12 protein-coding genes are annotated in these 13,756 nt (G+C 71.4%); 8 read left to right on the forward strand and 4 right to left on the reverse strand.

The features are described 5' to 3' along the window. Window positions 1-101 precede the first annotated feature (101 nt). Window positions 102-2,705 (reverse strand): DUF4132 domain-containing protein, encoded by a 2,604-nt coding sequence (locus tag QWU11_RS31965; protein ID WP_290118199.1) that lies wholly within the window; start codon window positions 2,703-2,705, stop codon window positions 102-104. A 44-nt stretch (window positions 2,706-2,749) separates the two neighbouring features. Continuing rightward, entirely contained in the window at window positions 2,750-4,429 is a 1,680-nt protein-coding gene (locus tag QWU11_RS31970) for a cytochrome c biogenesis protein CcdA (protein ID WP_290118200.1), read from the reverse strand. Window positions 4,430-4,661: 232 nt separating this feature from the next. Here QWU11_RS31970 and QWU11_RS31975 point away from each other — a divergent pair, with 232 nt between their 5' ends. Beyond that, on the forward strand, window positions 4,662-6,071 hold the full coding sequence (locus tag QWU11_RS31975; RefSeq protein WP_290118201.1) for an FAD/NAD(P)-binding protein: 1,410 nt from the start codon (window positions 4,662-4,664) through the stop codon (window positions 6,069-6,071). Window positions 6,072-6,212: 141 nt separating this feature from the next. Further along, the gene (locus QWU11_RS31980) at window positions 6,213-7,376 is read left to right on the forward strand and encodes a hypothetical protein (protein ID WP_290118202.1); all 1,164 of its coding nucleotides are present in this window, start codon (window positions 6,213-6,215) and stop codon (window positions 7,374-7,376) included. Window positions 7,377-7,437: 61 nt separating this feature from the next. Here the strand turns inward: QWU11_RS31980 and QWU11_RS31985 are convergent, their stop codons facing one another. Continuing rightward, complete coding sequence (locus tag QWU11_RS31985; RefSeq protein ID WP_290118203.1) at window positions 7,438-8,982, reverse strand: ATP-binding protein; 1,545 nt, start codon at window positions 8,980-8,982, stop codon at window positions 7,438-7,440. 375 nt (window positions 8,983-9,357) lie between these two features. Here QWU11_RS31985 and QWU11_RS31990 point away from each other — a divergent pair, with 375 nt between their 5' ends. The 3 genes from QWU11_RS31990 to QWU11_RS32000 all read left to right on the forward strand — a co-directional run bounded on the left by QWU11_RS31990 (window position 9,358) and on the right by QWU11_RS32000 (window position 10,365). Then, window positions 9,358-9,726 carry an STAS domain-containing protein gene (locus tag QWU11_RS31990; RefSeq protein WP_290118204.1) on the forward strand — a complete coding sequence of 123 codons (369 nt, stop codon included), beginning with the start codon at window positions 9,358-9,360 and terminating at the stop codon, window positions 9,724-9,726. A 79-nt stretch (window positions 9,727-9,805) separates the two neighbouring features. Then, entirely contained in the window at window positions 9,806-10,102 is a 297-nt protein-coding gene (locus QWU11_RS31995) for a DUF3618 domain-containing protein (RefSeq protein WP_290118205.1), read from the forward strand. Beyond that, complete coding sequence (locus QWU11_RS32000; protein WP_290118206.1) at window positions 10,099-10,365, forward strand: DUF4235 domain-containing protein; 267 nt, start codon at window positions 10,099-10,101, stop codon at window positions 10,363-10,365. Before QWU11_RS31995 ends, QWU11_RS32000 begins: the two co-directional genes overlap by 4 nt. Window positions 10,366-10,384: 19 nt before the next feature. Here QWU11_RS32000 and QWU11_RS32005 read toward each other — a convergent pair whose 3' ends face one another. Beyond that, window positions 10,385-11,017 (reverse strand): class I SAM-dependent methyltransferase, encoded by a 633-nt coding sequence (locus QWU11_RS32005; RefSeq protein ID WP_290118207.1) that lies wholly within the window; start codon window positions 11,015-11,017, stop codon window positions 10,385-10,387. 121 nt (window positions 11,018-11,138) lie between these two features. Here QWU11_RS32005 and QWU11_RS32010 point away from each other — a divergent pair, with 121 nt between their 5' ends. The 3 genes from QWU11_RS32010 to QWU11_RS32020 all read left to right on the forward strand — a co-directional run bounded on the left by QWU11_RS32010 (window position 11,139) and on the right by QWU11_RS32020 (window position 13,739). Continuing rightward, a complete protein-coding gene (locus QWU11_RS32010; RefSeq protein ID WP_290118208.1) occupies window positions 11,139-11,870 on the forward strand; it encodes a DUF1963 domain-containing protein in 732 nt (243 codons plus the stop codon). A 74-nt stretch (window positions 11,871-11,944) separates the two neighbouring features. Continuing rightward, window positions 11,945-12,598 carry a response regulator transcription factor gene (locus QWU11_RS32015; protein WP_290118209.1) on the forward strand — a complete coding sequence of 218 codons (654 nt, stop codon included), beginning with the start codon at window positions 11,945-11,947 and terminating at the stop codon, window positions 12,596-12,598. 13 nt (window positions 12,599-12,611) lie between these two features. Next, a complete protein-coding gene (locus tag QWU11_RS32020; protein WP_290118210.1) occupies window positions 12,612-13,739 on the forward strand; it encodes a HAMP domain-containing sensor histidine kinase in 1,128 nt (375 codons plus the stop codon). Window positions 13,740-13,756: the final 17 nt, after the last annotated feature.

Raw genomic sequence — 13,756 nt, forward strand, 5'->3', positions numbered from 1 at the left:
CGCCGACCACCAGGATCTCGAACCCGGGACGGTCGTGGCCCATCGCGCGGACGGCCGCGCGCCGATGGCCGTCGCGGTGCCGAGCCCGACGTTCGTGCTGGTCAGGACGCACTGCGGAGAAGGTCGTTGATGGCCTCGCTCATCGTGACCGGATCGACCTCGCCGAGCGGCACCGCGTTCTCGGGGGAGCTCGCCGGCGCCGGCCCCGCCCACAGCGCGGTGATCTTCTGGTCCTCACCCTCGCCGTACATGTAGTAGTAGAGGCCGGGACTCAGAACCGCCACGACGTACAGGCCCTTGGAGTCGCGCCGGGAGAGCCACCCGCCCGCGAACTCCCCGTCGGCGTCGACGGACTCCCAACGTCCCTGCGAGTGGCCCTTGGCCTTGCCGTACGACAGCGTGAGCCCCTCGACCCGGGCGAGCCGGCGCGCGGCGCGCTCGTCGTCGGTGAGCCGGTGGACGGGCCGCCCGAGCTGGTCGAACGGCTGCAGGATCTCGTAGTCGGCGAGGATCTCGGCCCAGGCGCCGAGCTCGTCGTCCAGCAGGAGCGGGTGGGCGATGCCGACGCGGGCGTCCGGCGCCGGTGTGAACGGGGAGTCGTCGACGTCGGCGTAGGTGTGGTCCTCGGCGACGCGGAACGACGTGCCGCCGTCGGTGATCCACACCAGCCGGCGGGCGATGTGCCCCAGCAGCGGGTGGGTGACGAACAGGGCGTGAAAGTCCTCCGGCGTCCAGCTCCGCCGGGTGATCATGGCGAGTTCGAGGCGCTTGATCTCCTGGTCGGCGATGGTCCGCAGGTCCTTCTTGAGCCCGGTGAACAGGGCGTGCGCGGCCGGCGCCAGGGCCGGATCGTCCTTCGGGCCGGGCTTGGGCGCGCTCTTGCGGACCTTGCCGTTCGGCTCCACTACCAGCGGGAGGAGCTGCTGGTCGAAGGTCACGGTGAATCGGCGCGGGCCGTAGTCCAGGACGAGCGTGCCCTCGGCGTCGAGGCCGAAATCGGGGACGGCACGGTCGGCCAGGTCGTCCGGCGTGATGCCGCGCGCGGCCGCGATCTCGTCGATCTTCTTGACCGCCCTGGCCTTGAGCCCCTTGTACTTGCCCCGGCGGGTCAGCTCGAACAGGTGGGTGAGGGCGACGTCGGAACCGATCTCACCGAGGACGTCGAGCGCGGCGACGGCTCGGCCGGTGGCGCTCTCGCCCGGCCAGATCTTGATGAGCGGGCTGAGCCGCCGCACCGTCGTGTCGTCGCCGATCAGGCCGAGCTGCGCCAGTGCCCAGTTGTGCCGCGTGGGCGCGCCGAAGGCGTACCAGAGCTGGAACAGGGCCCAGGAGAACTCGGCCAGCGAGTGCCGGTCGCAGAACTCGCGGACCGCCGCGGCCTCGGGGGCCTTCTTCGCGAGGAGGGTCAGCAGGCGCCTGGTCGCGTTCGCGGGCAGCGCCCGGTCGCGGCCACGCGTGAGGATCTGCGGGAGCAGCGCCGGGTCGGCCCAGTCCACCTTCGTACTGCGGGCGGGCCTGCCCGTGAGCACGCCGGGCAGGTCGTCACTGTCCGGGACGGCCGGTCGCGGGAGGAACGCCTCGGCGTCACCCGGCGGCAGCGCCGTGGCCAGGCCGGGCTCGGCGTACAGCATCCCGCGGAGCAGCCCGGCCGCCCGGAGGCCCTTTGTCGTGCCGTCATCGGCCAGCGGCGCCAGCGCCCGTACCGCGTGCGCCGGGTGCCGTCCGGCCGCCTCGTGCAGGGCGGCGGGCACGCCCTTGGCGCCCATGTTGTCGAGCAGCAGGGGGAAGACGCGTTCGTCGGCGATCTCCACCATGGCCTCCAGTACGACCGGGAGCGTCTCCTCGGTGCTGTGGTAGGGGTATCTGAGTGCTCTTTCGAGGAGCGGGAGAGCCTCCGCGCCCAGCCCGTCGAGCAGCGTCCCGATCACGGCCGGGGTCGCCGGTATCCACCCGATCCGGCTGACGTGCGCGGCGTTGGAGAGCGAGGCGAGCACGTGTTCGTGGTCGAGGATCCTGGTGCGGAACTCGTCGCCGAAGGACTCGTCCACCCAGCCGGTCTCGGTCGGGAGGAGGTAGCAGGTCGTGTGGCGCCGCAGGGGGTCGCCGCGATGGGCCGCCAGCCGCATGACGGTGTCGCGATATTCGGCCTCGGGGGCCGCCGCCAGCAGCGCGCGGAGCCGTTTGACCACCGCGTCCACGGCGATCCACCAGTTGGCGCCGGAGGGGTCGTCGGGGGTCATCCGCCGGATCTCACCGCGCTGCTCCGGGGGCGAATTGACGTAGGCGACGAGCCGCATGACGCCGCCGGGACCGGGCCGTACCGGCTGCGGCACCCGCCCGAGCGCGATGGAGGACACCTCGGTCACCGCGCAGGCGGCGAACGCGAGCCCGTGGTCGAGCGCCCAGGCGTCCAGGAAGGCCGCACCGTCGTGGCCGCGGACGTGTTTCACGGCGATGGAGGCGACGGCCGCCGCACCTGCCGGGTCGGGTGTGCCGTCGAGCCACGCCCGGACGGCTCTGGCGAGCTCGGGCAGCGTGCGTTCGTGCCGCACCATCTCCTCGGCGATAGGCCGCGCCGCACGCTCCTGCTCACGCGCCTTCAGCGCGGCCGCGCCGTCCAGGGCGATCTCCGGCGCGGCGACACCACCACGCCGGTGATGGATGAGCCCACGCCACTCGACCGGAATGCCCGCCGTCTCGACCATGGCACCGGAAGTTAGCGCCCCCGGCCGACATTTTCCGTGCGGTGTCAGCCGTAGGTGAAGGAGTACGCCTTCAGGCCCGGGGACAGGGTCACGCGGAGCCTGGCGCGCTTCTGGGTGCTCTGGTGGATCAGCGTGTAGATGTTCGGGGCTCCGGAGACGTGGTACCTCGTCGTCTTACCGCCCGCCGTCACGGTGAGGGTGCCGGTGCCGCCCACGTCGAGGTACACGTCGTGGGCGTCGTAGTTCAGCGCGATGGCGGCGTTCGGCCCGGCCGTCAGCGACTCGTCGCCGACCGACCAGGTGCCTCCCAGCCCGAACGCGTCGTCGGGGACGGACGAGGGGACGGCGAAGGTCCTCGTGCCGGAGTCGAGGGGGGAGTCGCCCACGTAGTACTCCGCGCGCTCCGACCCGAGGTACATCTCCGGGGTCAGGGCCGCGGACGGCGTTCTGTCGGCGACGTGGGTCGCCGGAGGGAGGACGACTTTGGGGTTCGCCGCGGTGAGCAGCCGGCGGATCAGGGACTCGGTCCCGTCGTAGTCGCCCTCGCCGATGGCGACGGAGCGTACGAGACCGTTCGCGTCGATCAGGTACTCCGCCGGCCACGAGTTGTTGCCGAAGTTGTTCCAGGTCACGTAGACGTTGTCCAGCGCGACCGGATAGGTGATGCCGAGCCGCCTGGCGCCGGCCGCCACGTTCGCGGCGGTGTGCTCGAAGGCGTACTCCGGCGTGTGCACGCCGATGACCTCCAGCCCGTCCGCCTTGTAGGTGGAGTACCAGGCCGTCGTGTGCGTGATGGCCCGCTGGCAGTTGATGCAGGAGTACGCCCAGAAGTCGACGAGGACGACCTTGCCCCGGAGCGAGGCCAGGTCGATCGGCGGGGAGTTCAGCCACTGCGCGATGCCCGAGATCGCGGGGGCGGTTCCGCAGTTCAGCAGGCTTCCCGGGACCGCGTCCTGGGCGCAGAGGGCGAGGGAGGAGCTCTGGCCCAGCGCCTTGGCCGCGCCGTGCGGGCTGTCCAGCGCGTTGTTCAGGGACGTGGTGTAGTCCGGGATGGCGCGCTGGACGGCGTCGGTGACGTTGAACGTGAGCGCGACCGCGAGGGCGATCACCACCGCCCCCGCGCCGACACGAATGCCGCGCTGGTGGCCGCGGAACGCCCGCAGGCGCTCGGCGATCCCCCGGCCGGCCAGGGCGAACACCAGTAGCGGGATCGCGGTCCCGACGGCGAAGGCCAGCGTCAGGACGAGGGTCCTGCCCTCGATTCTCCCCGTAGCGCCGGCGACGGTGATCGCCGCCAGAACCGGCCCGGCGCACGGGACGTAGACGGCGCCGAGGGCCAGGCCGAGCACGAACCCGCCGCGGTCCGGGCCGACGCCGCGCTGCGGGATCCGGGAGAACGGCCTCTCCAGCAGGGCCTCCACCCGCGGGATCATCATCCCCAGGCCGAGCAGGACCAGCACCACGAGGCCGGCCCAGCGGATGATGTCCTGGGGCAGCGGCAGCGCGTCGAGCAGAAGCGTCCCGGCGAGCGTGAAGACGCTGAAGCTCAGGGTGAGCCCGGCCACCACCAGGTACGGACGCCTGCCGCCCCGTTTCGCCGGCGAGGCGTCCCGCGCGCCCTGTGCTCCGCCGGACAGGAAGATCACCGGCAGGACGGGGAGGATGCAGGGTGAGATCCCGGTGATCAGGCCGCCCACGAGCCCGATCAGGACGATCGTGATCACTGGATCCGCCCGGAGGGCGGCCGGCCGGCCGGCCGCGAGCGTACGGCGGAGGGTGCCACGAGTCTCCCCTGAGAAGCTGAACAGACGTCTGCCTCCACCATGCCGCCGATCCGTACCGTGAGGTCGCCGCACCCGGGATCATGTGAGCATTCCGTAAGCTCTGCGCCGGGTTCACCGGCGAGACATGGATAGTCAACTAAATCAACCGGGATTACCGGTTACCCTGGCAAGGGTGAGAGACTCTTCGGTTCGCCGTGACGCAGCGCCGGTGGTGGTCATCGTCGGGGGCGGTGCGAGCGGCACACTGGCCGCGGTGCACCTCGTACGCGGCGCGCAGGCGCGTGGGACGGCGCTGCGGGTCGTGCTGGTCGACCGGGACGGGCGGCACGGGCTCGGGCAGGCGTACGCGACGGCCGATCCTCACCACCTCCTCAACGCGTGTGCCGCGAAGATGAGCGGCCTGGCCGACGACCCGGGCCACCTGCTGCGCTGGGCGTACGAACAGGGCCTGAACCTCGACGGCCCCGACTTCCTGCCGCGCCGCACGTACGGGCGCTATCTGCGTGATCTCCTGGACGGCTGCGCGCGCAAGATGCCGTACGGCGGAAGCGTCTCGAAGCTCACCGCGACCGTGATCTCGCTCGCCGCGGAAGGACGGTCACTGCGGCTGCGGCTGTCGAACGGGGACACGATCGACGCGGACGCCGCCGTGCTGGCCACCGGCAACCGCCCGCCCGCGCCGTGGCCGTCGATCGAGGCCGGCCCCCGTTATGTCGCGGATCCATGGAGTCCTGGCGCGCTGACCGAGATCTGCGACGGCAGTCCCGTCATGGTGGTCGGCACCGGTCTGACGATGGTTGACCTGGCGACCACGGCGACCCGGGCGAACAAGGACACCGTCGTGTACGCCATCTCCCGGCACGGCCTGCTGCCACGCCCGCACCGATGTCCCCCTTCGCCCGCGGTCGAGATGTTCCCGCCCGGCGGTGAGCTACGGCTCGCCGGGCTCCTGCGAATGGTCCACACCGCGATCAGGAACAACGACGGCGACTGGCAGGGAGTCGTCGACGGCATGCGGCCCCACGTCCCCGGCCTGTGGGCGCGGCTCGGCCTCGACGACCGGCGGCGTTTCCTCACCTCGATGGCGAGGTACTGGGAGGTCCACCGGCACCGGATCCCGCCGGCCACGGCCGCTCGGATCGCCCACCTTCAGGCCACCGGCCGGCTCCGGGTGCTGCGCGGGAGCCTCGTCTCCGCGACGGCGGGCCGTGACGAGATGAGAGTACGGCTCGATGCCGACGGCGTCGGCCGCGAACTCGGTGTCGGCTGGCTGGTCAACGGCACGGGCCCGGCCGCCGACGTCACCGGGGATCCCTTCCTTGGCGGCCTCGTCGACGCGGGCCTGGCGCGGCCCGACCCGCTGCGGCTGGGCCTGGACGCCGAGGAGTACGGCGCGATCCTGGACGCCGCGGGACGGTCGCACGACCGGATCTTCACCTTGGGGCCGACACTGCGCGGCGTGCGGTACGAGACGACGGCGATCCCCGAGATCCGTACCCAGGCCGCGGCGCTGGCGCCCCGGCTCCTCGAAACGCTCGCGACCGGCGGCTTGGCCCTGGAGAGTTCCGCGGCCGTCATGTAGCCGGCGGTAAATTCTCGGCCCGCGGCATTGTGAAAAACGATGTTTTTCCCGTACGGCCTTCTGCCAGAATCGGCAGCCGATATTGGGGCTGTCAAAGGTGGCAGAGAAATGCATTCGGGGTCCGTTTCCCGTGGTCTGGCCATGACATTGGTGGTGGGAGTGGCCGCCGGCTGCTCGTCGAGTCCGTCGCGGCAGCGTCCGGGCCCGCCCACCATGGCCGACGTCGCGACGGCGATCGGCGCGGCGCCGTTACTGCACTGGGCCGGAAGCTGGCGGGCGTACGGCCAGTCGATGACCCTCGACCTGCGGGCCATGGGCGACGGCGACGCCGTCGGTACCCTCACCGACCATGGCGACCGTGCCCAGGTCCTCGTCGTCGACGGCACGAAAGTCATGCTCAAGGGCGGCAAGGCGTACTGGCGTCACGGCGGCACCCCGGCCGCGGACGTCGCGCGGTTCGCCGGGCACTGGGTGGACGAGGACGGCAGCGTCTGGGGCGCCCGGCTCGGCGGCCTGTCCCCGCGCGCGCTGAGCAAGACGATCAAGAGCGACAACCAGACGGGCGCTTCGGACTCTCCCGCGATCCTGCCGTGGACGCCCGCCCCCGCGACGGCTGCGACGCCCAGGCCGACGCCGTCCGGTGTCCCTTCGGGAGCGTTGCGCTTCACCGTCGACCAGTCGATCTCCTCCCTCGGCGAGGGGACGTTCTGGGCGTCGGGCGCGTCGCCGCACGGCCTGCTCGCGTACTCCGGCGTGGGCCTGCCGGGCGACGACGAGAACGACACCTCGGTCAAGCGGACCACGCTGTCGGTGCGGGCGGGCGGCGCGGATGACGCCCACGCCGCGTACACCGAACTGACCGCCCAGGTCCGTACGCTGCCCGAGACGATGGCCGTGCAGGACGGCCTCGCGAGTCACTTCGAGGTGGACAAGGTCGACCTTCCGCCCCACTGCCGCAGCGGCGGCTGCCGCGTCAAGGTGACGGGACACAATGCCGAAACGGCCCGGCGGACGGTACGCGCGACGGTGACGGTGTTCCTTTACGGCAGCAAGTCGATGTCCGGAGGCGGCGGCAAGAAGGTGGCCGCGTGCCATGTACGAATGCCGCCCGCCACACACGACAAGACCGTCCACGGCTCGTGCGACATGACCGACCCGCGGATCGATCGGTACTGGGACTCGGTGCCGGGCCCGTTCCTGAAGATCGCCTACTGGAACGAGACCCACGCCGTGTCCGGCCTCGGCGAGGAGGAGTCCTTGGACCCGGCCGCCCTGGCCACCGAACTGACCGCCCGCACTCCCTGACCTCTCGGGCCTCCCGCACGCCGGACCTGCGGCGGTCGCCCTCACCTGCGCGTACGCGCCGTCAGGTAGGCGAGGCGTCTTCGGCGGGAAGGGTCCAGCGGATGGTCGTGCCCCGGGCGTCCGGATCGGTCGTGTCGAGCCAGATCCGGCCGCCGTGGTGTTCGACGACCTTCTTGCACATCGCCAGGCCGATGCCCGTTCCGCTGTAGACGTCCTGGGGATGCAGGCGCTGGAAGATCAGGAAGATGCGTTCGCCGTAGTCGGCGTCGATGCCGATCCCGTTGTCCGAGCAGCGGAACTGCCACATGCTCCCCTCCCGGAGCACCGCGACGTGCACGAGCGGCGGCTCCTCGCCGTGGAACTTCAGCGCGTTGCCGATGAGGTTCTGCAGCAACTGGGTGTACTGCGTCTGGTCGCCGGGGAGCTCGGGCAGGTCGTCGGCGGTCACCTCCGCGCCGGTCTCCTCGCAGAGCTGGGACAGGCTGGCCAGCGCCCGGTCCATGCAGACGTTCATGTCGACCGTCTGCTCGCGGCGCTCGATGCGGCCGACCCGGGAGAAGCTCAGCAGGTCGTTGATGAGCACCTGCATGCGCTTGGAGCCGTCAACGGCGAAGTCGATGTACTGGCGGCCGCGGTCGTCGAGCTTGTCGGCGTATTTGCGCTCGAGCATCTGGCAGAAGCTCGCCACCTTGCGCAGCGGCTCTTGGAGGTCGTGGCTGGCGATGTAGGCGAACTGCTCCAGCTCTGCGTTCGAGCGGCGCAGCTCGGTGGCCTGCTCGTCGAGTTTCCGCCGGTGGTCGGCGGTGCGGCGCCACTCCTCCATGATGCGCTGCCGCATGCCGTCGACGGTGTCGGCGAGCTCGGCGAACTCCGCCGCCCCCCGTACGTCGAAGGGCCGGTCGAAGTCGCCCTGGGCGACGGCGCGGACGTTGGTGGCGAGGGAGGACAGCGGACGCAGCACGGCCCGGCGGATCAGCCACACGAGCCCGGCCGCCGACAGCAGGACGGCCAGGGCGGCGATGCCGAGCGACCAGTAGACGTCGTTGATCCGGTCGTTCAGCCGCCGCGCGAACTCGCCGTAGAGCGCGCTCTGCTGCTTCTGCAGCGCCACGTTGGTGCTGCGGATCCGGGAGAAGGGCTGGTCGTCGGCGTTCTCGGGCGCCACCGGGCGTTTGGCGGCCAGCGGTTCGGCGTACGCGGTGCGCCAGTTCGCGGCCGCGGCCTGCAGCGCGGAGATGCCGGCGAGGGAACGCCCCGAGCCGGACACTCCGGACAACAGGCCGCGCATGGCCGCCGCCGTGCGCGCCTCCGCGGCGATCTGCTGCCGGTACGTCGCCAGGTCCGCCGGGTCGCCGCTCGCCGCGTACTCCCGGATCGCCGTGTCCTGCTGGCCCATGGCACCGCTGAGCTGGGGCTGAAGGAGCACCGCCGGGACGATCCGGTTGGTGACGATGTCGCGCGTGAGGGACTGGCGGTAGATCGCGACTCCGGCTTGGGCGAGCGAGGCGATCAGGACGATCCCCAGCAGCAGGGCGCCGAGGCCGAACCACTGGCCGATCCGGATCCGGCTCAGTCGGCTCATCCGCGCGGCGTCGAAGGGGATCATGAGGGGCGGTCCCGCCGAAGGCGTCTCCGCGGTCTCGCCGGTCACCGCCGGCCGCCGGTGAGCAGATTCAGCCCTGGTCGCGACAGGTCCACGAGAACGCCTTTCCTGGCGCCGTGCCGAGATGCCGGTCGAACACGTTGGCCGTGATCTGTACCCGCTCCCGCGATCGAGCGGAAAGCCCGCGTCTGCCGCCGAAAGTGACACATTACCGGCACGGTTGCCTGCGACAACAGCGGCTGCGCCCGCTTTCCGGCGTGCATCTTTTCGGAACCGGTTTGTTCCTGCGGCAGAGGGAAGTTGTGTTCTCGGCCGGTTGGATGCGCCCGTCAGGGCGTCGTTGCCCTAAGTGTCGCGTATGAAGCGTTTGGGGACGGTATGGAGTTCCGTGCGAATTACACCCTTACCGACGACGACATCGCGATCGTGGACCTCCACGGGCCGGTGGACGTCGCGACCGCACCGGTGCCGCGCGACCTCCTCACCCGCCTGATCGACGAGGGGCATCACTGGCTGGTGCTGCAGATGGAGGAGGTCGACTTCATCGACTCCGTCGGCCTGGGCGTCATCATCGGCGTGGTGCGCCGGCTCCGCCCCCACCACGGCGCGCTGGCCGCCGCCGCCCCATCCGCGCAGACGCGCAGGGTCGTCGAGATCACCCAGTTGGTACGGGTCCTCCCGCTCTATGACGACACCGAGGGCGCCCTCGAAGCGGTTCGCCGGCGCCGGGCGGCCGGTATCCAGTGAGGCGCACCTGGGTTAGCGGGATTGTCGCCGGGTAGGCGGGCCGGACCGAAGAAAATGGCGATTGAGCGAGGACGACCCTATGAGTCATGACACCCAGCCGCGCGGCACGCCCGATGAACGGGGGAGACTCACCGCCGACATCGCGCAGACCCGGCAGGACCTGGCCGCCACGGTGCAGGCGCTGGCGGCAAAGGCCGACGTGCCCGCCCGCGTACGCGACCGGGCCGGCGATCTCCAGGAACGGCTGACCGGCCTGGGCGCCAAGGCGCGCGAGAAGGCCCCGCAGGGGCCTGCCGTACGCCCCGCCGTGCTGTACGCGGTGGCGGGGGCGTGCGCGGTGGCCGGCCTGTTGCTCTGGAAGCGAGGGCGGTCATGAGCAAGAACAACGCCGACAACGTCTCCCGCCCGGTCTCGGCCGCACTCGGCATCGCCGGCGGCCTCCTGGCGGGCGCGATCTTCAAACAGGCGTGGAAGCTCATCTCCCGCGACGACGACGCGCCCGACGCGGGCGACCTGGAGCGCGGCTGGGCCGAGGTCATGATCGCTGCGACGCTGCAGGGTGCGATCACGGGCGCGGTCAAGGCCGCCCTCAACCGCGCCTATCTCGAGCACAACCACGAAGAGGACGAGGACGACTGAGACGACACTCCGGCCGAGGTCACACGGGGCGGATGGCGGTGCCCAGGATCTGCGGTGCGGCCGGGAACGGTATCCGGGTGTCGGCGGTGGTGAGCCGGTCGACGCGGTCGATGACGAACCCGGCGCGTTCGATCGCCGTACGCGTGTCGCGGGCGCAGTGACAGCCGCCGCCGAACCACGGCCAGAGGGTGGCGTCGAAGGCCCTCTGCAGGCGGCGCCGTCCGGGCGCCGCCGCGCCGACGTGCTCGAAGAAGCGCAGCTCGCCGCCGGGCCGGAGGACGCGGCGGATCTCGGCGAGCGCGGTGTCCTGGTCGGGGACGGTGCACAGGACGAGGCAGGCGACCGCGGCGTCGCATGAGCCGTCGGCTGTGGGCAGCCGCTCGGCCAGGCCGTCGACGATCGTGATCGGGACGGCCGTCCGGCGGGCGGCCACCGCGGCGATGGAGCGAAGGTAGGTCTCCGGCTCGACGGCGACGACCTCGGTGACCTCGCCCGGGTAGTGCGAGAAGTTGAGACCGTTGCCGGCGCCGACCTCGATCACCCGGCCGGACAGGCCGTTCAGCAGCGCGGCGCGGTACGCCGCGACGCCGAGCTCCAGCCGAGGGCTGCTACGGGCGTAGACGCGGGCGAACACGGGGTGCCTGCGGTTCATCGCGGCGTCCTCCCCTGCGGCTCCAGGCTCGTGCGACGGTGGCCCTGACCACCTAACCACGGCAACGGAGCCGTACCGGAATTTGCCTCGAAAGCGGTCAAAGCTCTCCATAATGCTGCGGGTGAACGAACCAACGACCTTTCGCGCGAAGGCGCTTGACCGGGACATCCCCTCCGCGGACGTGCAGCGGTGGCTGAGCTTCGCCCGTCCGTGCGTGACGCTGGCGCCCGAAGGCGACGGGCCGGCCGCCGGCGAGGCGGGCGGTCATCCGATGCTGCCGGCCGGCGCGCCGGACCCCGCCTTCGCGTTCGCCTTCTCGATCGACTGCGCGGCGGTGCCACCGCAGGCGACGGACATCCCGCTGCCGGAAGACGGTCGTCTGCTCTTCTTCGCGGACACCTTCGAGCCGGAGTTCGGCTCGTGCGGCGAGGTGCGGTACGTCCCCGCCGGCACACCCGTGGAGGAGCGGGAGCTGGAGGACGCGGACCCGCGCAGCGTCCTGCACCTGTCGCTCGACCTGTCCCTGCCCGAGCACGGCGACGTCAAGGTGGAGCTCGCGAACGGCGAGGAGCTGAAGCGGGTGTGGCAGGACGCCGGCGGCCCGATCGTGATCAAGGAGATCCCCGGCGAGGTCGAGGTCAAGCTCGGCGGGTACCCCGAGGGATGGAACTACGACCCTGTCGAGGTGGCCGCGCAGACCGCCGGCGACATGGGCTGGATCCTGCTCGCCGAGTGGAGTGCCGACTACCTCGAGGACCTGGACCTGGGCGTCGTCCACTGGCTCATTCCCCGCGAGGACCTCATCGCCCGGCGCTTCGACCGCGTCCAGGTCTCCGTCGACATGGTCGGATGACCCCGGGCCCGCTGTGACGACCATGTGACCCTCCCGCCCGTACGCTGGCGATCCGGGACGGAGGGGGAAGACGGATGAGGGTCCTGGTGGCCGAGGATCAGGTGCGGCTCGCCGATTCGGTGGCGCGGGTCCTGCGGCGCGAGGGCATGGCGGTCGACGTCGCGTATGACGGGACGGCGGCGCTCGACCGTACCTCCGAGGTGGACTACGACGTGGTCGTCCTCGACCGGGACCTGCCGGGCGTGCCCGGCGACGAGGTGTGCCGCCGGCTGATGCGGGAGCCGCCGCACACCCGGGTGCTCATGCTGACCGCGGCCGGCACCATCGCCGACCGGGTGCAGGGGCTCACCCTCGGCGCGGACGACTACCTGCCGAAACCGTTCGCCTATCCCGAGCTGGTGGCCCGCATCCGTGCGCTCGGCCGGCGGTCCCAGCCCGCCGTGCCGCCCGTCCTGGTCCACGGTGACCTGGCGCTGGACCCTGCCCAGCGGGTCGCCACCCGGGCCGGGGCGCGGCTGGCGCTCAACCCGAAAGAGCTGGCCGTCCTGGAGTACCTGCTCGCCGCGCAGGGCCGGGTCGTCTCCGCCGAGGAACTCCTCGAACGCGTGTGGGACGCGGCCACCGACCCGTTCACCACGACGGTGAAGGCGACCATGAACCGCCTGCGGTCCAAGCTCGGCGAGCCGCCCGTCATCGAGACCGTTCCCCGGGCCGGCTACCGAATCTGAGAAGGGGAGTCGCATGGGCCTGACGTCCACGATCTCCGGCATGCGGGTCCGGCTGCGGCTCACCCTCCTGTACGGCGTGCTGTTCCTGATGTCCGGCGCCGTCCTGCTGGCCATCACGTACCTGCTGGTCGGGAGCAGTGGGACGAACGTCGAGTCGTCCACGCGCAGTTTCCTGCCGTCCGGCGAACAGAGCGTCGACACCTTCCAGCAGCAGGCCGTCCAGCAGCAGGTCATGCACCAGTTGCTCGTGCAGTCGTGTGTGGCGCTCGCCCTCATGTCGGTCCTCGCGACCGCGCTCGGCTGGCTCGTGGCCGGGCGCGTGTTGCGCCCGCTGCAGACCATGACAAACAGCATCCAGCACATCTCGGCGCGGAACGTACACGAGCGGCTGGCCGTCACGGGACCGCGCGACGAGCTGAAGAACCTCGCGGACACCATCGACGGGCTGCTCGGCCGGCTGGACACGGCACTCGACTCGCACAAGCGGTTCGTCGCCAACGCGGCCCATGAGTTGCGTACGCCGTTGACGCTGGAGCACGCCCTGCTGGAGGAGGCCGTCATCGACCCGGACGCGACGGTGGACTCGTTCCGGGCGCAGTTCGAGCAGCTGATGGCCGTCAGCGAGCAGCAGGCCGGGCTCCTGGAGTCGCTGCTCGTCCTGGCCACCAGTGAGCGCGGCCTGGACCGCCTGGAGAGCGTCGACCTGTCCGGGCTGACCGGCGACGTGCTGCGGGCCGCCGAGCCGGGAGCGCGGTCGCGGGACCTGGCCGTCGCGGCGGAGGTCCGGCCGGCGCGGGTCACCGGCGCCCCCGCCCTCGTCGAGTGCCTGGTGGCCAACCTGGTCGACAACGCGATGAGCTACAACGTCCCGTACGGGCGGGTGGAGGTGGCGACGGGCACCGACGGCGCGCGCCCCTTCGTGTCGGTGGCCAACACCGGGCCGTCCGTGCCGCCGGAGATGGTGGACCGGCTGCTCAGCCCGTTCCAGCGGCTCGACCGTACGGCCGAGGACGACGGTCATCACGGCCTCGGGCTGTCCATCGTCCAGTCGATCGCCGCGGCCCACTCGGCGGACCTGACCGTACGCGCGCGGCCGGAGGGCGGCCTCGCCATCAGGGTGCTCTTCCCGGCCGGGCAATAGAGGCCTTTTGTGCCCGT

Origin of the sequence: Actinomadura sp. DC4, from assembly GCF_030406325.1 — a bacterium.
GTDB lineage: Bacteria > Actinomycetota > Actinomycetes > Streptosporangiales > Streptosporangiaceae > Actinoallomurus.